This window comes from Flavobacterium sp. YO12 (genome assembly GCF_004119495.1).
Lineage (GTDB): Bacteria > Bacteroidota > Bacteroidia > Flavobacteriales > Flavobacteriaceae > Flavobacterium.
This window is the reverse complement of the sequence record NZ_NRQU01000054.1, coordinates 1-25,921: the sequence shown is the minus strand read 5'-3', so window position 1 is coordinate 25,921 and position 25,921 is coordinate 1. Positions and strand designations below refer to the sequence as shown.

Genomic DNA, 25,921 nt, shown 5'->3' with positions numbered 1-25,921 from the left:
AAGTAAAAAATTTAATAAAAAAACATATGCATATTTTAATCGTGGAAGATGAGTTAGGTATCGTTCAGTTTTTGCAGCAAGGACTGCAAGAAGAAGGGTATAAGGTTACTACAGCAAATGACGGTTCTAAAGGCTTTGAATTAACGCAGGAGCAAAAGTTTGATTTGATTTTATTAGATTGGATGCTGCCTAAAATTAATGGTTTAGATTTATGCAAGGCAATTAGAATTAAAGATCAAATAACGCCAATTATTTTTTTGACTGCTAAAGATACCGTACAAGAAACGATTGAAGGTTTAAAAGCTGGTGCAAATGATTATATTAAAAAACCTTTTAGTTTTGAAGAATTAGTAGAACGTATAAAAGTTCATTTTAGAAATAGAAAAGGAACAGAAGTTCTTTCGTTAGGTACAATTAAAATGGATTTATCAAAACATATAGTTTTGAAAAGCGATGAAGAAATTGCATTAACACAAAGAGAATTTGAATTGCTTACCTATTTAATTAAAAATAAAGGAAAAGTTTGTACTCGAAATCAGATTTTTGAAAGATGTTTGGGAAATTAATTTTGAATATGATACAGGTGTAATTGATGTTTTTATGAATGCCATTCGTAAAAAATTAAAGCTGAAAATAGAAGAAGATTACATAAAAACAATTCGCGGTATTGGTTATATCGCTAACGACTTATAAATGGTACAGCTTTCTTTTAAAAATAGAATTGCATTAAATTATATTATTACTACAGGTTTATTGATTGTGGCCGTTTTTTCGGTTATTTATTCTATCGTAAAACATACCGTTTACAGTCATATTGATGAAAAAATAAAAGTTGAAATTCAGAATCATTTAGACGAAATAAAAGTCGTAAACGGCAAAGTAATTTTAATCGATGCCGAAGAATGGCAGGAACGCGAGCATAATACTGTAGACGTGAATCCTGTTTTTGTACAGTTTTTAGATTTGAAGAAAAGAGTAATCGAAAAAGCGCCTAACTTAAAAACAGAAACACTTCAATTTAAAGACTCAGTAGAAGATTACGAATTGTTTGATACCATGATGGGAGATCATGCAATTAGACAAATTCAAGTTTCACTTCACGTTAATAATAAAAAAATAGGATACGTTATCGTTGCAATGTCGCTGGCCGACTCAAAAATGGTGCTAAATAATTTGTTCGAAATTATGAGTTTGTCGTTCTTAGGAATTCTGCTGTTGCTGTTTTTTATTGCCCGTTTTTTTGCAGGACGTAGCATAAAACCAATAAATGCAATTATAAATACATCGCGAATTATTACCAAAGACAATTTAAAAACACGTATTCCGCTGCCCAAAACGCGGGACGAATTATACACGCTTTCAAAAACCATAAACAATTTGTTAAATAGGATTGAAGATGCAATTGAACGCGAAAAGCAATTTACTTCAGATGCTTCTCACGAATTAAGAACGCCTCTTACAGTTATTAAAGGTACACTTGAAGTTCTTATACGTAAACCTCGTGACAATAAAGAATATGAAGAAAAAATTAACTATTGTATTCGAGAAGTAGATCATTTAAATTTATTGGTAGATCAGTTGCTGTTAATGGCTAGATTTGAAAACCAGAAGCAAGATGTTAATACAGAATTAGTATACTTAAATGCGATAATTTTAGATGTTCTGACTTTGAATTCTGAGAAAATTAAGAGCAAGCATATCAATATTAAATTTGAAGCAGAAAAAGATTATTATGTTCAGTCTGATAATTTTCTGGTCATTACGATTTTGAGAAATATTATTTCAAATGCAATTAAATATACAGAGAGTAAAGGCGAAGTTTCTATTTTATTATTCAAACAAAATGGAAAAACAAGCTGTAAAATTTCTGATAACGGAATTGGTATTGCCAAAGAAGATTTGGAGAACATTTTTAATCCATTTTTTAGATCTAAATCAACAGAACATCCCGAAATTAAAGGGACTGGATTAGGATTGTCTATTGTAAAAAGAATTACAGATCTGCTGGATATAAAATTCAAGATGGAGAGTAAAATTGATGTTGGAACATCAGTTATTTTAGTTTTTAACGAAGAAGAGAAAACGTTATAGTAGATTGAAAGAATGCAATGAAAATAAGGCTTGAGCTTTTTTTTAACAATAAACTATCGTTAAGTTATATTAAAAATTGCTTTTTTTATGAAATTAACTATTATATTTGCAAACGAATCAAAGAATTATAAAACAAACCAAACAATGATTTCAAATCAATTACATCATCATCATTTTCATTATTGCTCTCAAGCGATGTGTTAATGGTATGTGTGTAAATCATCATATTTTAAAACCCGTTTGAGTACATCAAACGGGTTTTTTTATACCAATTCTTTGTACTCAAACTATTAATTCAAAAAAAACTAAAAAATGAGTACTTTAAAAATTGCAATTCAAAAATCAGGTCGTTTAAACGAAGACAGCATTCAAATCCTAAAAGACTGCGGTATTTCAATTAACAACGGAATCGACCAGTTAAAAGCTGAAGCTTCCAATTTTCCTCTGGAAGTTTTATACCTTCGAAATTCAGATATTCCGCAGTATTTAATTGATGGAGTAGTCGATTTAGCAATTGTTGGCGACAATCTTTTGGTCGAAAAAGGTAAAGAAATTGAAGTTGTACAACGACTAGGATTTTCAAAATGTAAAGTATCCGTAGCGGTTCCTAAAACCTTCGAATACAATTCGGTTCAAGATTTGGCTGGTTTGCGAGTTGCGACCTCTTATCCAAACACAGTTAATGAATACTTCAATTCTTTTGGATTAACAGTTGATATTCACCAAATTTCAGGTTCTGTAGAAATTGCTCCAAACATTGGTCTTGCCGATGCTATTGTTGACATTGTTTCAAGTGGAAGTACTTTATTCAAAAACAACTTAAAAGAAGTAGAAGTTATTTTGAAAAGTGAAGCAGTTTTAGCCGTTTCTCCAAAAGTTTCACCAGAGATTCAAAAACACATCGATACCTTAAAATTCAGAATACAATCAGTTTTAAGAGCTAGAAATTCAAAATACATCTTGATGAACGTTCCAAACGAAAAAATTGATGAAATAGGAAAAATTTTGCCAGTTTTAAGAAGTTTAACCGTTTTGCCATTAGCACAGGAAGGTTGGAGCAGTGTACACTCCGTAATTGATAAAGATACTTTTTGGGATGTAATTGATAAGCTGAAAGATGCAGGTGCCGAAGGAATTTTGGTTTGCCCAATCGAAAAAATGGTTCTTTAAATGCGCTTCGCGCGCTTTAGGCTTTAAGCAGTAAGCTTTAAGCCAAAGAAAAACACAAAGTAAGGAAAGCTTAAAGCGTAAAGCTTATAGCATAAAGCATAAAAACAATGAATAAAATAGACAATCCAAAACAAGATACTTGGTCAGAAATATTAAAAAGACCAACTCAAACTATTGATGATATTGAGGTTACAGTAAAAGAAATTTTTAAAGAAGTACAGAAAAAAGGTGATGAAGCCGTGGCAAAATACACTTCAATTTTTGATGGGATTTCTTTAAACAATTACGAAGTTTCAACAGCAGAAATAAAAGAAGCAATTGCTTTAATTCCAAATGAATTAAAAGAAGCTATTCAGCTTGCAAAAGACAATATTTATAAATTTCACAGTGCTCAGAAAACAGACAGAGTTGAAATTGAAACAATTGAAGGCGTAAACTGTTGGCAGGAGAAAAGACCAATTCAAAAAATAGGATTGTATATTCCAGGCGGAACGGCTCCTTTATTCTCAACCGTTTTAATGCTTGCTGTTCCTGCTGAAATTGCAGGTTGTAAAGAAATCGTGTTGTGTTCTCCACCGGATAAAACAGGAAAAATAAACCCAGCGATTTTGTATGCTGCAAATTTATGCGGTGTGACTAAAATTTTGAAAGTCGGCGGAATTCAAGCAATTGCAGGAATGACTTTTGGCACACAGTCAATTCCTAAAGTATATAAAATTTTCGGACCAGGAAATCAGTTTGTGACTGTGGCAAAACAATTAGCAACCCAGTTTGGTGTTGCAATCGATATGCCGGCTGGGCCATCAGAATTATTAATAGTTGCCGATGATACTGCAGTTCCAGCATTTGTAGCTTCAGATTTGTTGTCGCAGGCAGAACACGGAACAGATAGTCAGGTAATTTTAGTTTCAACTTCTAAAAGATTAATTGACGCAGTAGAAAAGGAAATTCAATCTCAGATAGAAGTACTTCCAAGAAAAGCCATCGCAATAAAAGCAATCGAAAATTCAAAATTGATTTATGTCGAAAATGATCAAATTGCTTTAGATTTAATCAACGAATATGGTCCTGAACACTTCATTATCTGCTCACAATATGACGATTTTTATTGTAACGGAATTATAAATGCGGGATCTGTTTTTATTGGAAATTATACGCCAGAAAGTGCGGGAGATTATGCTTCAGGAACAAATCACACGCTTCCTACCAATGGTTATGCAAAAAACTACAGCGGTGTAAATCTAGATAGTTTTACAAAATCAATGACATTTCAGAAAATATCTGAAAAAGGAATTCAAAACATCGGTAAAGCGATCGAAACTATGGCTGAAGCCGAAGGTTTACAAGCGCATAAAAATGCCGTTACGTTAAGATTGAAGAGTTTAAAGTAAAAGACAAAGGAAGAAGAAAAAGTAAAGAAGCAAGATTTTACAGAGTCTTTTATCTTGGTTTTACTTCTTAAAAAAAACAAAACAATGAGTACTTTCGATATAAATATAATAACACGTGAGAACGTAAAATCTTTAAAACCATATTCTTCTGCGAGAGATGAGTTTGAAGATTTTGATACAGCCGAAATGATCTTTCTGGATGCTAACGAAAATCCATTTCAAAATGGTGTAAATCGTTATCCAGATCCGCAGCAAAATTCAGTTAAAGCAATTTTAGCAAAAAACAATAACGTAAAACAAAGTCAGATTTTGCTAGGAAACGGAAGTGACGAAGTTTTAGATTTACTTTTTAGAGCTTTCTGCGAACCCAAAAAAGACAATATTATTTCGTTACCGCCAACATACGGAATGTATGGTGTTTTGGCAAATATCAATGCAGTAGAAAATAGAGAAATTTTACTTTCTACTGATTTCCAGCCGCAAGTTGAAAAGATTTTAGAAGCAGTTGACAACAATACAAAAATTATCTTTTTATGTTCGCCAAACAATCCAACCGGAAATTCATTTTCTGATGAAAGTGTTGTAAAACTACTGCAAAATTTTAATGGATTAGTTGTTATTGATGAAGCTTATATCGACTTTTCAGATAAAGAAAGCTGGCTTGCAGAAATTGACGAATATCCAAACTTAGTTATTACACAAACACTTTCAAAAGCCTACGGTTTGGCGGGAATTCGTTTAGGAATCTGTTACGGATCTGAAGCTGTTATTTCTGTTTTAAACAAAATTAAACCGCCTTATAACGTAAACGAATTAACGCAGCAAAGAGCAAAAGAACGTTTAAAAGATACTGAAAAGATTAAACAAGAAATAGCCTCTATTATAAAGCAAAGAGAGGAATTACTTAAGGTTTTACTTGAGGTTAATTTTGTTGAAAAAGTATATCCTACAGAAGCAAATTTTGTTCTAGTAAAAGTAGATAATGCGAATAAAAGATACGATCAACTAATAGAAAAAGGAATCGTAATTCGTAACAGAACTACACAGCCTTTATGCGAAAATTGTCTTCGTTTTACTATTGGAACAGAAGAGGAAAATGCTGTTTTAATTAAAGAATTGAAATTATTAAGCTAAAAAATATAGCCACAGATTATAAGGATTAGAATGATTTCTTTCTGTACGTGATTATTCGCCACGAATTTTACAAATTAACACGAATTGAATTAGTGAAAATTTGTGTAATTCGTGGCAAAAGAAAAATCATTTTAATCTGTGTAATCTGTGGCAGAACAAGAATATAATTTATGAAAAAAGTACTTTTTATCGATCGTGATGGAACGATTGTTTTAGAACCAGAAAATTTACAGTTAGACAGCTTGGATAAATTAGAGTTTTATCCAAAAGCATTTCAATATTTGGCTAAAATAGCCAATGAATTAGATTATGAATTGGCAATGGTAACCAATCAGGATGGTTTAGGAACGGACAGTTTTCCTGAAGATACGTTTTGGCCGACACAGAATTTTATTTTGAGAGCTTTTGAAAACGAAGGCGTTTTGTTTGATGAAATTTTTGTTGACAGATCTTTTCCTGAAGAAAATGCGCCAACTCGTAAGCCTAGAACAGGAATGTTGACTAAATATTTAAATAATGCTGAATATGATTTAGAAAATTCTTTTGTTTTGGGTGATCGTTTAACCGATGTTGAATTGGCGAAAAATCTTGGCGCAAAAGCCATTTTTATGAATGATACTGATGGAGCGGGAAGCAATGAAATTTCATCAAAACGTGAAGAGCTAAACGAAACAATTGTTTTGCAAACGATGGATTGGAAGAAAATCTATGAGTTTTTGAAACTTGAAACGCGCTCAGCGTCGATTACTCGTAAAACCAATGAAACTGATATTTATATCAATTTAAATCTTGACGGAACTGGAAAAAGTAAAATAGACACGGGAATCGCATTTTTTGATCATATGTTAGATCAAATCTCACGTCACGGTCAAATGGATTTGGAAATCCTTGTAAAAGGTGATCTTGAAGTCGATGAACACCACACAATCGAAGATACAGCAATTGCACTTGGAGAAGTTTTTGCAAAAGCATTAGGAAATAAATTAGGAATTGAGCGCTACGGATTCTGCTTACCAATGGATGATTGTTTAGCGCAGGCTGCAATTGATTTTGGAGGAAGAAATTGGCTGATTTGGGAAACTGAATTTAAACGTGAAATGGTAGGTAAAATGCCAACCGAAATGTTCTATCATTTCTTTAAATCGTTTACAGATGGAGCAAAAGCGAACTTAAATATCAAAGCAGAAGGAATTAATGAGCATCATAAAATTGAAGCCATTTTTAAAGCTTTCGCGAAAGCTATAAAAGTAGCCGTAAAAAGAGATACCGAAAAAATGATTTTGCCTTCGACGAAAGGAATGCTTTAAATTAGTCGAAAGTTGAAAGTCATAAAGTCGAAAGTTTTCCAAAATAAGGAGTATTAAAATCGGCTTTAAGACTTTAGACTTTAGACTTTAAGACTAAACTTAAATGAAAATAGTAATTATAAATTACGGAGCAGGAAATATTCAGAGCATCATGTTTGCTATTGAAAGATTGGGTTTTAAAGCTGTTTTGAGTGATAATCCGAATGAAATTTCATCAGCAGATAAAGTGATTTTTCCTGGTGTGGGCGAGGCGAGTTCAGCGATGGTTAAACTTCGCGAAAGCGGTTTGGATAATTTGATTCCGCAATTGAAACAACCGGTTTTAGGAATTTGTCTGGGAATGCAGTTAATGTGCAATGAAACAGAAGAAGGAAATACAGAAGGTTTAGGAATTTTTGATGTTGATGTTGTAAAATTTTCCAACAATGTAAAAGTGCCGCAAATGGGGTGGAATCAGATTTATGATTTAAAAACCGATTTGTTTAAAGGAATTTCTGAAAATGAATTTATGTATTTGGTACACAGTTTTTATGCGCCAAATTGTGCAGAATCGATTGCTACGACAAATTATGATGTTGAATATGCATCGGCTTTGCAAAAAGATAATTTTTACGGAACTCAGTTTCACCCGGAAAAAAGTGGTGATGTTGGGGAAAAGATTTTGGGGAATTTTTTAAGAATGTAAAATTCCAATTTCAATATCAAAAATCAATCAAAATATCAATTTTGAAAATCAGAGAAAGCTTTACGACTTTCGACTTTCAAACTTTAAGACTAAAATAAAATGAGAATAATACCAGCCATAGATATCATTGAAGGAAAATGCGTTCGTTTGTCCAAAGGTGATTATGATACCAAAATAATTTACAATGAAAATCCGCTCGAAGTAGCAAAATCATTTGAAGCGCACGGAATCGAATATTTGCATTTAGTAGATCTTGATGGTGCAAAATCAAGTAAAATTGTCAATTATAAGATATTAGAACAAATTGCATTGCAAACGAGCCTAAAAATTGATTTTGGAGGCGGATTAAAGTCAGATGATGATTTGAGAATTGCTTTCGAAAGCGGTGCAAATCAAATAACTGGCGGAAGTATTGCAGTAAAAAATAGAACTATTTTTGAAAAATGGATTTCAGAATATGGTTCAGAAAAAATCATTTTAGGTGCTGATGCAAAAGATGAAAAGATCGCAGTTTCAGGATGGTTAGAAGATTCTGATGAAGATTTGATTCCGTTTATACAAGATTACCAAACGAAAGGAATTCAATACGTTATTTGCACCGATATTGCTAAAGACGGAATGCTTCAAGGACCAAGTTTTGATTTGTATAGTAAAATTTTAGCAGAAGTAAAAGGTATAAAATTAATAGCTTCCGGCGGAATTTCAACTTTTGATGAATTGCCTAAATTAGCTGAATTAGGTTGCGAGGGAACAATCATCGGAAAGGCAATTTACGAAGGAAGAATTAGCTTGAAACAACTGGAGGATTTTATAATTAGAAAATGAGATAATTAGTCAATTAGATAATTCTTTGCGTTGTGCTGAAAATTATCTAATTATCTAATTCTCAAATTGACACATTAAAGATATGTTAGCAAAAAGAATCATACCTTGTTTAGATATAAAAAACGGAAGAACTGTAAAAGGCGTTAATTTCGTTGATTTGCGTGATGCTGGAGATCCAGTAGAATTAGCAGAAATTTACTCAGCAGAAGGTGCTGATGAATTGGTTTTTTTGGATATTTCTGCAACTGAGGAACGACGTAAAACACTGGTGAATATGGTGCGAAGTGTAGCGGAGAAAATAAATATTCCGTTTACTGTTGGCGGTGGAATTTCATCTGTTGAAGATGTAGAAATCCTTTTAAATAATGGAGCTGATAAAGTTTCGATTAATTCATCGGCAGTAAAAAATCCGCAGCTCATTAATGATTTGGCTCAGAAATTTGGCAGCCAATGTGTTGTAGTTGCTATAGATGCTAAACAAATTGACGGACAATGGATTGTACATTTAGTTGGCGGAAAAGTGCCAACAGAATTAAATTTATTCGATTGGGCTGTTGAAGTTGCAGAACGCGGAGCAGGAGAAATATTATTCACGTCAATGGATAATGATGGAACGAAAAATGGTTTTGCAAACGAAGCTTTGGCTAAACTTTCAGAATTAGTAAATATTCCAATTATTGCTTCTGGCGGAGCAGGAAATATACAGCATTTTGTAGATTCTTTCAAAGTTGGAAAAGCTGATGCGGCATTAGCTGCAAGTGTTTTTCACTTCAAAGAGATCGAAATCAAAACGTTAAAACAAGAATTAAAAAATAACAATATAGAAGTCAGACTTTAGTTTTAACTTTAAGACTTTCGACTTTACAATTTTAGACTACAATTATGGAAATCGATATCAAAAGCGCACACGGATTAATTCCAGCGATAATTCAGGATTCAGAAACAAAAAATGTTTTGATGCTGGGCTATATGAACGAAGAATCGCTTCAAAAAACAATAGAAACTCAAAAAGTAACTTTTTTCAGCCGTTCAAAACAAAGACTTTGGACAAAAGGCGAGGAGAGCGGTAATTTTTTGAACCTAGTAAGTATTAAAAATGATTGTGACGGCGACACACTTTTAATTCAGACAAAACCCGTTGGACCAACTTGTCATACAGGAGCAGATACTTGCTGGCAAGAACCAAATGAAGCAAATTATGGTTTTATTTCTCAGTTAGAAAATACAATCAAAACTCGTAGAGAAAATGCTGATTCTGAGAAAAGTTATGTTGCTTCGTTGTTTGAAAAAGGAATCAACAAAATTGCTCAAAAAGTAGGTGAGGAAGCTGTGGAAGTGGTTATAGAAGCAAAAGACGACAATGATGATTTATTTCTAAGCGAAAGCGCTGATTTACTTTTTCACTATCTGATTTTATTGCAAGCAAAAGGTTTTCAGCTGAATGATGTTATTGAGGTTTTGAAGAAACGTCAGAAGTAAGATTTGATTTTTGTCATTTCGACCGAAGGGAGAAATCACACTCGAATGTAAACAAAGATTAGATATGCTTTGCAGAGTTTCTTGTGTGATTTCTCTTTGCGTCGAGATTTACAAAAAAAAGTATTATTTTAGTATAAAATAATGCTGTTATGAAACTAATTGTTTGTCTGTTTTTATTCTTGATTCCAACTTTAAACTACGGATTTAAGAAACGTGAAATGCCATATTCAATTGTTATTTTAAAAGCCGATTTAATTATTGATGGAACCATTTCTAAAGTTTCAAAAGATAGTTATGAATTCACAGTAACTCAATTCGTAAAAGGAAAGTCAAATTCGAAAATTAAAGTTTCAATCTGGAAGGAATGGATATGTGATCCAAGAATTGTCGAGCTAAAAGCTGGACAGCGACTAATTTTGTTTTTAGAGAAATTAGGCAATGGTAATTTCTATCCGATTAATGAGAGTACAGGCGAACTATATGTAGATAATAATTGTTTTATAAACATATTTCTCCCTAAAGATTTTTCTAATCCTACAGTTTTAAAAAAAGGTATTTCTATGTTTTTAAAGACTTATAAATGCTATGGAGATTTAAATAATAGATTTCTAGAGAATGTTTACTTTCTATCCAATAAATCAATTTTTGAAGTTTATAAAATGAAAGAAATCAATTCGGCATTTAGGTTTTTATCCGATAGTGTTCAATATTACGGTATAAAAGAGATACCAATAAACTTAATGACACAATTAACGAGTTAATCATTCCACAAACTCAAAAACAGCAAATTCTCTTGGCTGATGAAAGCCAAATTTCAAGCTCTTATAGGGCTGTAATGAATGGTATTCAGTATTGCTGCTATAATCAATTCTAAAAGCATTTCCTTTCCATTTTGTTCCAATTTCAGGTTTTTTGAAATTACCATTTTCGATTTTTTCTAAACTTGAAAAAGGTATTTTAATTTCTGTGCAAAATCCTTCACTAGTGATTTTACTTATGGTTTCTAATCCCTCAATATCAAAATCCATTGACGTTTTCCATCCGCCGCACTCGGCAGAAATACATTTTAAAAGCATGTCATAATTGGTTGAAAAAGCATTTACACCAATTTCTATATAATTTTGTCCATAGCCATCTGGATCGATAAAAATTTCGACCAAGTCATCTGTTCTAAAAATCGGAAAATCTTTCTTCTGTTTTGAGCCAATTATTTTTGAATCTAAGGAACGAAAAGCGATATAAAGATTTTCATCATTCCATGCAAAGGCGACCGTTGTGTTTTGGCTTGCTTTTTCGAATGTATTATGAATTACAAAAGGACCTGAGAATGGTGTTTTCCAATCTGATACATCACCATCAACTATTAATTTTTGGTTGGTTTTGAAAATCGGAATAGTCTGTGAATGACTTGTTGTCGAGCACATCAGAAAAAAGACAAGAGCAATTTGGATAAATTTCATAAAGGTGTTGTAAAAAAACGAAATGGCTAAAGTAAATAAGAATAATGAATTTTAACACTAAATCGGGCTAATAGAAATTATAAAATCATGAAAAAATTGATTTGAATGTTTACATTTGTTGAAGATTAAGATGGTTTAACTGCCTAATTTGTTATAAAATTATAAATAATGAAAAAAATCTTTAGCGGCGTTTTTATCGCCTTTTTAATTGGTTTTACTGCCAATGCGCAAGGACTTTTGAAGAAGTCTGAAACGGTTTTTACACATCAGGATACTTTACGAGGAAGTATTACAAAAGAGAGAGCTTGGTGGGATTTAAAATACTATCATTTGGATGTGAAAATAAATCCAAAGGAAAAAACAATTACGGGTTCAAATACTGTTCGTTATACCGTATTATCAGAGTATAATAAGATGCAGATTGATTTGCAGGAACCAATGCAGATTTATAAAGTTACTCAGGGCGGAAAAGATTTGAAATTTAAACGCGATGGAAACGCTTTTTTTATTGATTTAATAGAAAAACAAAAGATTGGTGAAGTAAAGGAAATTGTGATTTCATTTGGTGGAAAACCTAGAGAAGCAGTTAATGCTCCTTGGGATGGTGGGATCAGCTGGAAAAAAGATAAAAATGGAAAAGACTTTATTGCATCATCTTGTCAAGGATTGGGCGCAAGTGTTTGGTGGCCAAATAAAGATCATATGTACGATGAAGTTGAGAATATGCTGATCAGTATGAATGTTCCAGGAGATTTAACCGGCGTTTCAAACGGAAGACTTCAAAGCGTTAAGAAACAGAAAGATGGAACTAAAACTTTTAACTGGTATGTTTCAAATCCTATAAATAATTATGGCGTAAATATAAATGTTGCAGATTATGTTAATTTCTCTGAGAAATTTAAAGGAGAAAAAGGAGATTTAGATTGTAGTTATTATGTTTTAAGAGATAATTTGGCTCTTGCTAAAGAGCATTTTAAAGATGCGCCGCGAATGCTGAAAGCCTTTGAAAACTGGTTTGGTCCATATCCGTTTTATGAAGACAGCTACAAATTGGTTGAAGTTCCTTATTTAGGAATGGAACACCAAAGCAGTATAACTTATGGTAATGATTATAAAATGGGGTATAGAGGAAAAGATTTAAGCGGTACAGGATGGGGCTTAAAGTTTGACTTTATTATTATTCATGAATCAGGACATGAGTGGTTTGCAAATAATATTACTTATAAAGATATTGCTGATATGTGGGTGCACGAGAGTTTTACCAACTATTCTGAAAGTTTATTTATTGAATATTATTATGGAAAAGATGCTGCTGCAGAGTATGTAATTGGATGTAGAAGAAATATTCAAAATGACAAACCTATTATTGGGCATTATGATGTAAACAATGAAGGTTCAGGCGATATGTATCCAAAAGGTGCAAATATGCTGCATATGATTCGTCAGGTTATTAATGACGATGCAAAATGGAAATCGATTTTAAGAGGCATGAATAAAACTTTTTATCATCAAACAGTTACAGGTAAGCAAATTCAGGACTATATTAATGAAAAGTCAGGAATTAATTTCAACAGAGTTTTTGCGCAATATCTAACGACAACTCAGATTCCAGTTTTTGAATATATGTTTAAAAATGGAACTTTCGGATATCACTGGACAAACTGTGTAGCTAATTTTGATATGCCGGTAAGAGTGAAATTAAATGGTATTGAAACTTGGTTGAAGCCTACCACAGAATGGAAATCAGAAAAAACAACAAATGAAAATAGAACTATTGAAGTAGATAAAGATTTTTATGTAACGAGTTCTAATATTATAGAATAGAATTCAAAAGCTTTCAATTTTTTAAATCCCAAATTTCAACAATTGGAATTTGGGATTTTTTATGTTTTATAGGTATAGTGTGTCATTTCGACGAAGGAGAAATCTCCGTAAGTAGCTCGACAAAGTTTGGCGATTTGGGAGCGGAGTTACTTGTGGAGATTTCTCCTTCGTCGAAATGACAAAAAGCTCTAAAAAATATTTTTTCAGAGCTTTTTTTATTGGAATTTTAAAAAGTTTAACGGCTATTCAACTTTGCCTTTTCTTTTATAATATCAGCAATCTTGCGATTTTCAATTTTGCTTTCAAGCCATGAAATAATATCTAGATATAAAAAAGCTCTTTTTTCGTAAGTGTTTTTTTCAAGTTCAACAAAACGTGCATGCATTTTTTTGAATTCTTTCTTTATATCCGCTGGATAGAAATTATTCAGGTTTCTTAAGAACTTAATAATTTCCTTTTGAACTTCATGTAAGTCATTCATTTTGATTAGGAACTTATAAGTGTTTTTAAGATGATTTTCTAAGTAATAATCTTTTCCCAGCTCGTAATGTGCAATTAAGGACAATAATCTTGCAAAACACATTAAATCCTCTCGCATCGATAGATTTTTGTTGTTTATGATCTTATCTAAGTAATTGATGCACTCGTTGTATTTTTCATTTCCAAAGTAAATAGAAGCGATTTTGTAGAAGAATAACATTTCGTGATGTTCATCAAGATGCTCACTGTGTAGTTTTATTTTTTCTAAAATTTCAGGAATTAAATATTCGCTTTCGGCAAAAGTACCTTCCAGAATATGTAAATTTAGTTTGTTGTTATATACATATAAAAACGCCAGCGATGCAATATTATCGTTTACTGGAAACTTTGGATCTTCAATGGTTTCTTCTAGCAGCGAAAGATATTTTTTAAAATTCGAAGTATATTTCAACATATAAAGCGATTCTAAAAAATAATGATTTCCTTTTAAGAAAAATACAGGATTCAGGTAAATCATATTTGGATTATCGTAGAAAAGTTTAACCCATTTATAAGCAAACTTATAACTAGCTAAGAAGTCCTGAACTAGAAAACTTCGCCAAAGATTGGCGTTGTAGAACCAGTATTTTTCTCGAAAACCAAATTTGCTTTCATCTAATTTGGCAATATGTTTATTAAAGTAATCATCAATATACTTGTATTCTTCGTCACTTTTTACGTAACCCGTTTTAAGCATGATTCCGTATAACTGAAGAGAAAGATTTGATAATTTGCTTGAAATTGTATTACGGTAGTTTAATTCTTTAGCCTGTACAACCAATTCGTCTGCGCGACCCTGAATACTTCGTGTGATGTATTGCGATTCAATAAGTTTTTCGAATTCAACAATTTCATACGCCATGTATTTTTCGTCATTCTCTAACGCCTGCTGTTTGGTCTTGTCCAAAATCTTTAAACTTTGTTTGTATAAACCTTTATTATAAAGTATAACGGCAAAATCTATCTGTTCACGAAGTTGATAACGAATGTTTTGACTGGGAATATTCAAACGAATGCTTACTAGAATCTGTTTATATAAGTATGATTTTAAATTAGACAGCTGTACCTTTTTGATGCTTCCGCTCTTCAAAATAAGTTTTTCATCGTAGGTTTCAGATTTATCCAAAATATTGAATAATTCAATGAATTTAGTATTCGAACTTGTTTCTAATCGACTCGCAAAAATTTTAAACTGTCTTTTTTCAGATTTAGAAAGTGATTTTATAAGAACAAATAAGAAATCTTTTTGATGGTTAGCCATTGTAAAAAATAATATAATAACCTATTGATTGTTAGTGTTTTAACTCGTTATAAATTGCGTTATATACAGTATAATTTCATTAAAATGAATTTCGTACTGGAGAAGTACAATATATATTTGTTATCAAGATGTGAAATTACATTAAATAAATGAATATGAATAGAGAGAAAGTTCAAATTTTTGACACCACTTTGCGAGATGGTGAACAAGTTCCAGGATGTAAGTTAGATACTAAGCAAAAATTAGTTATCGCAGAACGATTAGACAAAATGGGAGTTGATATCATCGAGGCAGGTTTTCCTGTGTCAAGTCCGGGCGATTTTTTATCGGTCTCTGAGATTTGTAAAATTGTTGAAAATGCAACCGTCTGCGGACTTACAAGAGCCGTAAAAAACGACATTGATGTTGCTGCAGCTGCTTTAAAGCATGCTAAAAGACCTAGAATCCACACAGGAATCGGAACATCTGAATCTCATATACTCCACAAATTAAATACCACACCAGAAGATATTATCGCAAGAGCAAAATATGCTGTAGCTCATGCAAAAACATATGTAGAAGATGTTGAATTCTACGCAGAAGATGCTGGTAGAACTGATAATGCATTTTTAGCAAAAGTTTGCGAAGAAGTAATTAAATCTGGAGCAACGGTTTTGAATATTCCTGATACAACAGGATATTGTTTACCTGAAGAATATGGAGCAAAAATTAAATATTTAAAAGAAAACGTAAAAGGAATCGAAAACGTAATCCTTTCATGTCACTGTCATAATGATTTAGGAATGGCAACTGCAAACTCAATAGCAGGAGCAATAAATGGAGCAAGACAAATAGAATGTACTATTAATGGTATTGGAGAAAGAGCAGGAAATACTGCACTTGAAGAAGTGGTAATGATTTTCAAACAACATCCTTACTTAAATCTAGATACTAATATCAATACAAGAGAATTAAACGAAATGAGTCGTTTAGTTTCTGAAAGTATGGGAATGATTGTGCAGCCAAATAAAGCGATTGTAGGAGCAAATGCTTTTGCACACAGTTCAGGAATTCATCAAGATGGAGTTATTAAAAACAGAGCGACTTATGAAATTATGGATCCGCTTGATGTTGGTGTAAACGAATCGTCTATTATTTTAACAGCTAGAAGCGGAAGAGCTGCTTTAGCTTATCGTGCTAAAAAAGTTGGTTACGAGCTTACAAAAGTGCAATTGGATATTGTTTACATTGAATTTTTGAAGTTTGCTGATATTAAAAAAGAAGTTTTGGATGCAGACATTCACCAGATTATTGAAGCTTCTAAAATTGAAGGTGATTTAATTAGAAGCTAATTAAAAGAGAATAAAAGAAAGAGAAAAAAATAAAGATTTAAATACATAAAGAACGAGGCATTATGAATTTGAAAATAGCAGTTTTACCAGGAGACGGAATTGGACCAGAAGTAATTTTACAGGCCAAAAAAGCATTATATGCAATTGGCGAGGTGTACAATCATGAATTTGTTTTTGAAGAAGCACTTATGGGTGCTGTAGCAATTGACAAAACAGGAAACCCGCTCCCGGAACAAACGCTGAATCTTTGTTTAAATACAGATGCAGTTTTGCTTGGTGCTATTGGTGATCCAAAGTATGATAACAATCCAAAAGCTAAAGTTCGACCAGAGCAAGGATTATTAAAACTGCGAAAAGAATTAGGATTGTTTGCAAATATTCGTCCAATTAAACCTTATAAAGCCTTAATTGAATCTTCTCCTTTAAAAAGAGAAATTATTGAAGGAGCTGATTTTACCATTTTTAGAGAATTAACTGGAGGTGCTTATTTTGGAGCTAAAACATTAAATGAAGAAGGGACACATGCTTCAGATTTATGTGAATATTCCGAAGAAGAAATAACTAGAATTGCGCATTTAGCTTTTAAATCGGCACAAAAAAGACGCAAAAAGCTAACATTGGTAGATAAAGCTAACGTTTTAGAAACTTCAAGATTATGGAGAAAAGTTGTTCAGAAAGTGAGCGAAAATTATTCAGATGTAGTATTGGATTTCTTATTTGTTGATAATGCGGCAATGCAGTTGATTTTGAATCCAAAACAGTTTGATGTGATTTTGACAGAGAACTTGTTTGGAGATATTTTATCTGATGAAGCCAGCGTAATTACAGGATCTATTGGTTTATTGCCATCAGTGTCTTTAGGAGAAAAAAATGCTTTGTTTGAACCAATTCATGGTTCTTATCCGCAAGCAAAAGGAAAGAATATTGCCAATCCAATTGCTTCGATATTAGCAGCAGCGCTTTTGTTAGAACATTTTGGATTAACTAAAGAAGCTAATGTAATTTATAAAGCTGTTGAAAAAGCAATCGAATTTAAAGTAGTTACAGTTGATTTAAAACCAGATTCAAAATTCGGTACAAATGAAGTAGGGGAGTTTGTTTCAAATTTTATTTTCAGCAAAGATGATTTACTTTATTTCAATAATGACAATGTAAGTATCGGACAATCGACAATTGTTTAGTGATTTTTGTTAAAAATGTAGAATAAATAACAAGAAGTGGTTTAAATGTTGAGATTTTATTTTTTTAGTTCTTAAAGTTTTTATACTTTTGTCACACTAAAAATAGAAAAGAATGCAAAACTCAATTATTATAACTTCTGTCATTGTTGTCAATGTGGTGATCACATCTGCAAAGGGAATGTTATAAATATAATTGAAAGACTATATTATAAACCTTCCAAATACTGGAAGGTTTTTTTTTGAATAAAAATTAAAATAAAATAATACATAATGGAATTAAATAAGTACAGCAAGACCATCACTCAAGATCAAACACAACCTGCGGCTCAAGCAATGTTGTACGGTATTGGTTTAACTGAAGAAGATTTGAAGAAAGCACAAGTAGGTATTGTAAGTATGGGTTACGATGGTAACACTTGTAATATGCACTTGAACGATTTAGCAAAAGATGTTAAAAAAGGTGTTTGGGATGCGAATCTGGTCGGACTTATTTTTAATACCATTGGTGTAAGTGATGGAATTTCAAATGGTACTGAAGGAATGCGTTATTCGTTAGTATCTCGTGATGTAATTGCAGATTCTATTGAAACAGTTGCAGGAGCACAATGGTACGATAGTATTATTGCAATTCCTGGCTGTGATAAAAATATGCCTGGAGCTTTAATTGCAATGGGAAGATTAAATCGTCCGTCAATGATGATTTATGGAGGTTCAATTCACTCTGGAAAATGGAAAGGTGAATCTTTAAATATTGTTTCTGCTTTTGAAGCTTTAGGAAAAAAAGTAAAAGGCGAAATTACTCCTGAAGATTTTAAAGGTGTTATTCAAAATGCTTGCCCGGGAGCTGGTGCTTGCGGCGGAATGTATACTGCAAATACAATGTCTTCGGCAATTGAAGCATTAGGAATGAGTTTGCCATACAGCTCTTCAAATCCTGCTTTAAGTCAGGAAAAAAGAGACGAATGTCTTGCGGCAGGAGAAGCTATTAAAATTTTATTAGAAAAAGATATTAAGCCAAGAGATATTATGACTCGTAAAGCTTTTGAAAATGCTATTACAATTGTAGCAGTTTTAGGAGGTTCTACAAATGCTGTAATGCACTTAATTGCAATGGCGCACTCTGTTGGAATAACAATTACTTTGGATGATTTTCAAGCAATTAATGACAGAACACCAGTTCTTGCTGACATGAAACCAAGTGGAAAATATATGATGGAAGATATTCATGAAGTTGGAGGTATTCCCGGAGTAATGAAATATCTATTGAAAGTTGGATTGATTCATGGAGATTGTTTAACTGTAACAGGAAAAACAGTTGCTGAGAACTTAGCTTCAACACCAGATTTACAAGACGGACAAGAAGTAATACATGAAATACAAAAAGCATTAAAACCAACAGGAAATATTCAGGTTTTATACGGAAATCTTGCTTCTGAAGGAGCTGTAGCAAAAATCAGCGGGAAAGAAGGAGAATATTTCGAAGGTCCAGCTGTAGTATTTGAAGGTGAATTTGAAGTAATTCCAGGTCTTCAGGCCGGAAAAATTAAACCAGGAAATGTAGTCGTCATTAGAGGTTGTGGACCAAAAGGTGGTCCGGGAATGCCTGAAATGCTAAAACCTACATCTGCAATTATTGGAGCCGGATTAGGCAGCAGCTGTGCACTAATCACAGACGGTAGATTCTCCGGAGGTTCGCACGGTTTCGTGGTAGGACACGTTACACCAGAAGCATATGACGGTGGTGGTATTGCACTAGTAAAAGATGGTGATATAATTGCCATCGATGCGGTGAAAAATACAATCGACCTGAAGATATCTGACGAAGAATTTGCAGCAAGAAAAGCGGCATGGGTTCAGCCAGCTTTAAAAGTTGACAGAGGAGTTTTACTTAAATACGCTAAGTCGGTTTCGAGTGCATCAACAGGATGTGTTACCGATAATTAATTTTAAAACAATAATATCAAGAATCAGCTGAATCATTGAAAAGTTGAAGTTGATTCTTGAAAAACAATATACTATGAAAATATCAGGGGCAGAAGCCGTTATAAGATGTTTGTTAGAAGAAGGAGTAGACTTGGTTTATGGTTATCCAGGTGGAGCAATTATGCCAGTTTACGACGAATTATATAAATTTCAAGATCAGTTGCATCACGTATTAGTTCGTCATGAACAAGGTGCAACGCATGCCGCTCAAGGTTATGCTAGAGCTACTGGAAAAGTGGGTGTTGCAATTGCTACTTCAGGACCGGGTGCTACAAATTTAGTAACTGGAATTGCAGATGCACAAATCGATTCAACACCAATGGTTTGTATTACAGGACAAGTTGGAAGACATTTACTGGGTTCTGATGCTTTTCAGGAAACTGATATTATTGGAATTTCAACTCCAGTTACAAAATGGAATTTTCAGATAACTGAAGCTTCACAGATTCCAGAAATAATTGCAAAGGCTTTTTACATTGCTCGTTCTGGTCGTCCAGGACCAGTTTTAATTGATATAACTAAAAATGCTCAATTTGATCTTTTTGATTATAGCTATGAAAAATGCAAAGGAATTAGAAGTTATGTTCCAGTTCCAAAATTAAAATTAGATAAAGTAGCTGAAGCAGCGGCTTTGATTAATAGTGCAAAAAAACCTTTTATCGTTTTTGGACAGGGAATTATTTTAGGTAAAGCTGAAGCTGAATTTAAAGCATTGGTTGAAAAATCAGGAATTCCAGCAGCTTGGACTATTTTAGGACTTTCGGCTCTGCCGACAGATCATCCGCTAAATGTTGGAATGCTTGGAATGCACGGAAATTATGCTCCAAATTTATTGACAAATGAATGTGATGTTTTAATTGCATTCGGAATGCGTTTTGATGATCGTGTTACTGGAGATTTAAAAACATATGCTAAGCAGGCAAAAGTAATTCACTTTGAAATTGATCCAGCTGAGATTGATAAAAATGTGAAAACAGAAATTGCTGTTTTAGGAGATGTAAAAGAGTCTTTAGCAGCATTACTTCCTTTAATTGATGCTAAATCACATGATTTATGGCACAACGAATTTAAAGAGTTACATAAAATTGAGGTTGAAACGGTTATAAACGAAGAATTAAACCCAACAAATGGTAAAGGAATTTCGATGGGTGAAACTCTTGAAATGATTAATAAGCACTCAAAAGGTGATGCTATTATAGTTTCAGATGTTGGTCAGCATCAAATGTTTGCGTGTCGATATGCAAAATTTAATTCATCAAAAAGTAATATTACTTCAGGCGGATTAGGAACAATGGGATTTGCTCTTCCGGCGGCTATTGGTGCTAAAATGGGAAAACCTGAACGTGAGGTTGTTGCTATTATTGGTGATGGCGGATTCCAAATGACGATTCAGGAATTAGGAACTATTTTCCAGACGCAGGTACCTGTAAAAATTGTGGTTTTAAATAATGAATTTTTAGGAATGGTGCGTCAATGGCAAGAATTGTTTTTTGACAATAGATATGCTTCAACAAAAATGATTAATCCAAATTTTGTTGCTATTGCTGAAGGGTATCATATTAAATCTAAAAAAGTAACACAGAGAGAAGATTTGGATGCAGCTGTAGCAGAAATGATGGCTTCAAAAGATTCTTATTTCTTAGAAGTTATGGTGGAAAAAGAGAATAATGTATTCCCAATGATTCCAACAGGAGCTTGTGTTTCAGAAATTAGATTAAGTTAAGAAAAGTTTCAATCCCGATAGCTATCGGGAAAAATAAACTAAAAAAAACATGGAAGATAAAACATTTACCATATCGGTATATTCAGAGAATAACGTAGGATTGTTGAATAGGATATCGGGAATATTCTTAAAGCGACACATTAATATATTAAGTTTAAACGTTTCAGAATCAGAAATAGAAAATGTTTCAAGATTTATCATTGTAGTAAATACAACTGAAAAATGGGTTCAGAATATTGTTGGGCAAATCGAAAAACAAATTGAAGTTATAAAAGCTTTCTATCATACAGATGAAGAAACTATTTATTTAGAGAATGCTTTATTTAAAATACAATCAAGTTTGTTGTTTGATGAAAAGCAAATTCAGAATATCATTAAAGACAGTCAATCGACAATTGTAACAGTTTCTAGAGATTTCTTTGTGATTTCTAAATCTGGAAGACGTTCTGAAATAGAAGAATTGTATGCAAAATTCAAACCTTACGGAATTATGCAGTTTGTACGTTCTGGAAGAATTTCGGTTTCTAAAGAAAAAATGGAAATTTCATCTTTATTAGAAACTTTTAAGTAATAACAATTAAATCGTGATTTTGCAATCACAAACATTTATAGATTAATCAATTATTAAATTTCATTTCATTAAATATTTTAAAACAAAATGGCAAATTATTTCAATACATTACCGCTTAGATTACAATTAGAACAATTAGGAGTTTGCGAATTTATGGAGCAATCAGAATTTGCAGACGGAATTTCGGCATTAGCAGGAAAAAAAGTTGTTATTGTAGGTTGTGGTGCACAAGGTTTGAATCAGGGTTTAAACATGAGAGATTCTGGTTTAGACATTTCTTATGCATTGCGTGCAGATGCAATTGCAGAAAAGAGAGCTTCATACAAAAATGCAACTGAAAACGGTTTTAAGGTAGGTACTTATGAAGAATTAATTCCAACTGCTGATTTAGTTTGTAATCTTACACCAGATAAGCAGCACACGGCTGTAGTAACGGCTATTATGCCATTAATGAAACAAGGATCGACTTTGGCATATTCTCACGGTTTTAATATTGTTGAAGAAGGAATGCAGATTCGTAAAGATATTACTGTAATTATGTGTGCTCCTAAATGCCCAGGTTCTGAGGTGCGTGAGGAATATAAAAGAGGTTTTGGTGTACCAACGCTTATTGCGGTTCACCCAGAGAATGATCCAAACGGATTTGGTTTAGATCAAGCAAAAGCTTATGCTGTAGCAACTGGAGGACATAAAGCAGGAGTTTTAAAATCATCATTTGTAGCTGAAGTAAAATCAGATTTAATGGGTGAGCAAACAATTCTTTGTGGATTATTGCAAACTGGATCTATTTTATGTTTTGATAAAATGGTTGAAAAAGGAATCGATAAAGCTTATGCTTCAAAATTAATTCAGTATGGATGGGAAACTATCACTGAAGCTTTGAAACATGGTGGTATTACAAATATGATGGATCGTCTTTCTAATCCTGCAAAAATTGAAGCTTACGAATTAGCAGAAGAATTGAAAGATATCATGCGTCCGTTATTCCAAAAACATCAGGATGATATCATTTCTGGAGAATTCTCTAGTACAATGATGGCTGACTGGGCTAACGATGATGTTAACTTATTGAAATGGAGAGCTGCTACAGGGGAAACTAACTTCGAAAAAACAGCTCCACAAGAAGCTCCAATCTCAGAACAAGAATATTTTGATAATGGAGTATTAATGATTGCAATGGTTAAAGCTGGTGTTGAATTAGCTTTCGAAACAATGACTGAAGCTGGAATTATCGAAGAATCAGCTTATTATGAGTCATTACACGAATTGCCATTAATTGCAAACACTATCGCAAGAAAGAAATTGTTCGAAATGAACCGTGTAATTTCTGATACTGCTGAATACGGATGTTATTTATTTGATCATGCATGTAAGCCATTATTGACTGAATTCATGAAAAAAGTAGAAACTAATATTATTGGTAAATCATTCTCGACTACAAACGGAGTAGATAATGCAGTTTTAATTGCTGTAAATAAAGAAATCCGTCAGCATCCTATCGAAGAAGTAGGAGCGTGGTTAAGAGAGTCTATGACTGCAATGAAAAAAATTGGATAATAAATTTGGGAATTTCCATACATACGAATGTTGTGGAGTTTGCACTGTATCAATGTTTTAAATTAATATTTTGAATTAGTAAGCACTTATTAAAAAAAAAATAGATATAGATGCATGATGCATTCACTTAACTTCAATGATTTTAGAAAGTTAAGTGAAGCATATCCCTTAAAAAGGGTATGTTTTTTTAGGAAAATGTACTTGTTGAAATTTCTTTTTTAATTAATAAGGATGCTGCTATTTTCAAAATAGAAAAAGCATTGTAATGCAGAATTACAGAATTAATTGTTATTGAAATTTGTTAATGTAAAAAGGTATGATAGTTTAGTTTGTCATACCTTTTTTCAATTTACATTTTATTTCAAAAATGTATTTTTTTAGAATAACTTCAAAAAAAACGAGTATTTTTTTTAATATGTGTTTTTTTTTGATAAAATTTATAAATTAAATAATTTTAAGAATAGACTGAGATTTAATACTTTTATAAAAAAATTCCACAAACATATGAGTTATTATAAAATTGAAAATTTAGAACAATATTTTAAACATTACAATAAGTCAATAAGGGAGCCAAGAAAATTTTGGGGGAAAATTGCAGAAGAAAATTTTACTTGGTACCAACAATGGGAAAAAGTAGTTGATTTTAATATGGCTGATGCTGAAGTAAAATGGTTTACTGAAGCAAAAGTTAATATTACTAAAAATTGTATTGATAGACACTTAAGTAAAAGAGGAGAAAAAACGGCAATTATTTTTGAACCGAATGATCCGTCTGAAAGTGCTTTACATATAACTTATAATGAATTATACGAGCGAGTTTCGAAAATGGCGAATGTTTTGCGTGAGCAAGGAGTTCGTAAAGGAGACCGTGTTTGTATTTATTTACCAATGATTCCTGAGCTTGCTGTTTCAGTTTTGGCTTGTGCAAGAATTGGTGCTATTCACTCTGTAATTTTTGCTGGATTCTCTGCTTCGGCAGTTTCTGCAAGAATTAATGACTGCGAGTGTAAAATGGTTATTACATCTGACGGTGGTTATAGAGGAAATAAAACTATCGATTTAAAAGGTATTGTTGATGAGGCATTAGACAGCTGCCCATCAGTTTCTAAAGTTTTGGTTGTAAAAAGAACTAAAACTGAAGTTTCAATGAAAGAAGGTCGTGACGAATGGTTACAGCCTTTATTAGATGCTGCTTTAGATAATAGTGTAGCCGAAATTATGGATGCAGAAGATCCGTTGTTTATTTTATATACTTCTGGATCAACTGGAAAACCAAAAGGAATGGTTCATACCACAGCTGGATATATGGTTTACACAGCATATACATTCAAAAATGTTTTCAGTTATGAGGAAAATGATATTTTCTGGTGTACTGCAGATATAGGCTGGATTACTGGTCACTCTTATATATTGTACGGACCATTATTAAATGGAGGAACTACTGTAATTTTTGAAGGAGTTCCATCTTATCCTGATTTCAGCCGTTTTTGGGATATTATCGAGAAACACAAAATCACACAATTTTATACAGCACCAACTGCAATACGTTCGTTAGCAAAAGAAAGTTTAGATTATATTCAAAAATATCCTCTAAAATCACTTAAAGTTATCGGATCTGTTGGAGAACCAATTAACGAGGAAGCTTGGCACTGGTTTAATGACCACGTAGGAGATAAAAGATGTCCAGTTGTTGATACTTGGTGGCAGACAGAAACTGGAGGAATTATGATTTCGCCAATTGCATTTGTAACGCCAACAAAACCAACATACGCAACTTTACCGTTGCCGGGAATTCAGCCAGTTTTAATGGATGAAAAACGCAATGAAATCGAAGGAAACCAAGTAGTTGGAAGTTTATGTATTAAGTTTCCTTGGCCGGGAATTGCCAGAACTATTTGGGGAGATCACCAACGTTATAAAGACACTTATTTTTCTGCTTTCCCTGGGAAATATTTTACAGGAGACGGCGCTTTAAGAGACGAAGTTGGATATTATAGAATTACAGGTAGAGTAGATGATGTTGTAATTGTTTCTGGTCACAATTTAGGAACTGCTCCAATCGAAGATGCAATCAATGAGCATCCTGCGGTAGCAGAATCTGCAATTGTTGGATTCCCTCATGATATTAAAGGAAATGCTTTGTATGGTTTCGTTATTCTTAAAGAAACAGGAGAAGTTAGAGATAGATCAAACTTGAGTAAAGAGATCAACCAATATATTTCTGATCACATTGGACCAATTGCGAAATTAGATAAAATTCAATTCGTTTCTGGTTTGCCAAAAACACGATCTGGAAAAATTATGCGTAGAATTTTACGTAAAATAGCTGAGGGTGATTTCTCTAATTTTGGAGATACTTCAACTTTATTAAATCCTGAAATTGTAGAAATTATTACAAAAGAAAGAGTTTAATTTAATTAACAGCTAAT

Annotated in this window: 21 protein-coding genes and 1 pseudogene; 19 read left to right on the top strand and 3 right to left on the bottom strand. The window is 32.6% G+C overall.

The genetic code is table 11. The features are described from left to right. The first annotated feature begins 26 nt into the window (after window positions 1-26). Window positions 27-693, top strand: a pseudogene (locus BOW55_RS15905) (response regulator transcription factor). After that, window positions 694-2,091 carry a HAMP domain-containing sensor histidine kinase gene (locus BOW55_RS15900; RefSeq protein WP_129024913.1) on the top strand — a complete coding sequence of 466 codons (1,398 nt, stop codon included), beginning with the start codon at window positions 694-696 and terminating at the stop codon, window positions 2,089-2,091. 100 nt (window positions 2,092-2,191) lie between these two features. Here the strand turns inward: BOW55_RS15900 and BOW55_RS21565 are convergent, their stop codons facing one another. Further along, window positions 2,192-2,317: a hypothetical protein gene (locus tag BOW55_RS21565; RefSeq protein ID WP_256371701.1), complete on the bottom strand. Its 126-nt coding sequence runs from the start codon at window positions 2,315-2,317 to the stop codon at window positions 2,192-2,194. An 86-nt stretch (window positions 2,318-2,403) separates the two neighbouring features. Here BOW55_RS21565 and hisG point away from each other — a divergent pair, with 86 nt between their 5' ends. The 9 genes from hisG to BOW55_RS15855 all read left to right on the top strand — a co-directional run bounded on the left by hisG (window position 2,404) and on the right by BOW55_RS15855 (window position 10,843). Further along, window positions 2,404-3,261 carry an ATP phosphoribosyltransferase gene (hisG, locus tag BOW55_RS15895; protein ID WP_089056003.1) on the top strand — a complete coding sequence of 286 codons (858 nt, stop codon included), beginning with the start codon at window positions 2,404-2,406 and terminating at the stop codon, window positions 3,259-3,261. Window positions 3,262-3,368: 107 nt separating this feature from the next. Next, a complete protein-coding gene (gene hisD / locus BOW55_RS15890; RefSeq protein ID WP_129024912.1) occupies window positions 3,369-4,652 on the top strand; it encodes a histidinol dehydrogenase in 1,284 nt (427 codons plus the stop codon). Window positions 4,653-4,736: 84 nt separating this feature from the next. After that, window positions 4,737-5,786 (top strand): histidinol-phosphate transaminase, encoded by a 1,050-nt coding sequence (gene hisC / locus BOW55_RS15885; protein ID WP_129024911.1) that lies wholly within the window; start codon window positions 4,737-4,739, stop codon window positions 5,784-5,786. Between the two features lie 170 nt (window positions 5,787-5,956). Continuing rightward, window positions 5,957-7,093 (top strand): bifunctional histidinol-phosphatase/imidazoleglycerol-phosphate dehydratase HisB, encoded by a 1,137-nt coding sequence (gene hisB / locus BOW55_RS15880; protein ID WP_129024910.1) that lies wholly within the window; start codon window positions 5,957-5,959, stop codon window positions 7,091-7,093. A 103-nt stretch (window positions 7,094-7,196) separates the two neighbouring features. After that, window positions 7,197-7,778, top strand: a complete 582-nt coding sequence (gene hisH / locus BOW55_RS15875) for an imidazole glycerol phosphate synthase subunit HisH (RefSeq protein WP_129024909.1) — start codon at window positions 7,197-7,199, stop codon at window positions 7,776-7,778. Between the two features lie 99 nt (window positions 7,779-7,877). Next, on the top strand, window positions 7,878-8,603 hold the full coding sequence (hisA, locus tag BOW55_RS15870; RefSeq protein ID WP_129024908.1) for a 1-(5-phosphoribosyl)-5-[(5-phosphoribosylamino)methylideneamino]imidazole-4-carboxamide isomerase: 726 nt from the start codon (window positions 7,878-7,880) through the stop codon (window positions 8,601-8,603). An 82-nt stretch (window positions 8,604-8,685) separates the two neighbouring features. Beyond that, the gene (gene hisF, locus BOW55_RS15865) at window positions 8,686-9,441 is read left to right on the top strand and encodes an imidazole glycerol phosphate synthase subunit HisF (protein WP_089055997.1); all 756 of its coding nucleotides are present in this window, start codon (window positions 8,686-8,688) and stop codon (window positions 9,439-9,441) included. A gap of 44 nt (window positions 9,442-9,485) precedes the next feature. Then, window positions 9,486-10,082 (top strand): bifunctional phosphoribosyl-AMP cyclohydrolase/phosphoribosyl-ATP diphosphatase HisIE, encoded by a 597-nt coding sequence (gene hisIE / locus BOW55_RS15860; RefSeq protein WP_129024907.1) that lies wholly within the window; start codon window positions 9,486-9,488, stop codon window positions 10,080-10,082. A 149-nt stretch (window positions 10,083-10,231) separates the two neighbouring features. Then, window positions 10,232-10,843, top strand: coding sequence for a hypothetical protein (locus tag BOW55_RS15855; protein WP_129024906.1), 612 nt, complete (start codon window positions 10,232-10,234; stop codon window positions 10,841-10,843). On the opposite strand, the gene BOW55_RS15850 is transcribed toward BOW55_RS15855, so the two are convergent. Further along, the gene (locus tag BOW55_RS15850) at window positions 10,844-11,542 is read right to left on the bottom strand and encodes a carbohydrate-binding family 9-like protein (protein WP_129024905.1); all 699 of its coding nucleotides are present in this window, start codon (window positions 11,540-11,542) and stop codon (window positions 10,844-10,846) included. Window positions 11,543-11,710: 168 nt separating this feature from the next. Between BOW55_RS15850 and BOW55_RS15845 the strand changes: the two genes are divergently transcribed. Next, window positions 11,711-13,366, top strand: coding sequence for a M1 family metallopeptidase (locus tag BOW55_RS15845; protein ID WP_129024904.1), 1,656 nt, complete (start codon window positions 11,711-11,713; stop codon window positions 13,364-13,366). Window positions 13,367-13,601: 235 nt separating this feature from the next. Here BOW55_RS15845 and BOW55_RS15840 read toward each other — a convergent pair whose 3' ends face one another. After that, window positions 13,602-15,146: a hypothetical protein gene (locus BOW55_RS15840; protein ID WP_129024903.1), complete on the bottom strand. Its 1,545-nt coding sequence runs from the start codon at window positions 15,144-15,146 to the stop codon at window positions 13,602-13,604. Window positions 15,147-15,301: 155 nt separating this feature from the next. Here BOW55_RS15840 and BOW55_RS15835 point away from each other — a divergent pair, with 155 nt between their 5' ends. The 7 genes from BOW55_RS15835 (at window position 15,302) to acs (ending at window position 25,904) form a co-directional block, all read left to right on the top strand. Further along, window positions 15,302-16,477 carry a 2-isopropylmalate synthase gene (locus BOW55_RS15835; protein WP_089055993.1) on the top strand — a complete coding sequence of 392 codons (1,176 nt, stop codon included), beginning with the start codon at window positions 15,302-15,304 and terminating at the stop codon, window positions 16,475-16,477. Between the two features lie 62 nt (window positions 16,478-16,539). Beyond that, a complete protein-coding gene (gene leuB, locus BOW55_RS15830; protein ID WP_129024902.1) occupies window positions 16,540-17,658 on the top strand; it encodes a 3-isopropylmalate dehydrogenase in 1,119 nt (372 codons plus the stop codon). A 270-nt stretch (window positions 17,659-17,928) separates the two neighbouring features. Continuing rightward, window positions 17,929-19,602, top strand: coding sequence for a dihydroxy-acid dehydratase (gene ilvD, locus BOW55_RS15825; protein ID WP_129024901.1), 1,674 nt, complete (start codon window positions 17,929-17,931; stop codon window positions 19,600-19,602). Window positions 19,603-19,675: 73 nt separating this feature from the next. Then, entirely contained in the window at window positions 19,676-21,364 is a 1,689-nt protein-coding gene (ilvB, locus tag BOW55_RS15820; RefSeq protein WP_129024900.1) for a biosynthetic-type acetolactate synthase large subunit, read from the top strand. 49 nt (window positions 21,365-21,413) lie between these two features. Next, window positions 21,414-21,935 (top strand): acetolactate synthase small subunit, encoded by a 522-nt coding sequence (gene ilvN, locus BOW55_RS15815; RefSeq protein WP_089056006.1) that lies wholly within the window; start codon window positions 21,414-21,416, stop codon window positions 21,933-21,935. A gap of 87 nt (window positions 21,936-22,022) precedes the next feature. After that, on the top strand, window positions 22,023-23,492 hold the full coding sequence (gene ilvC / locus BOW55_RS15810) for a ketol-acid reductoisomerase (RefSeq protein WP_129024899.1): 1,470 nt from the start codon (window positions 22,023-22,025) through the stop codon (window positions 23,490-23,492). 504 nt (window positions 23,493-23,996) lie between these two features. Continuing rightward, window positions 23,997-25,904: an acetate--CoA ligase gene (gene acs / locus BOW55_RS15805; protein ID WP_129024898.1), complete on the top strand. Its 1,908-nt coding sequence runs from the start codon at window positions 23,997-23,999 to the stop codon at window positions 25,902-25,904. The last annotated feature ends 17 nt before the right edge of the window (window positions 25,905-25,921 follow it).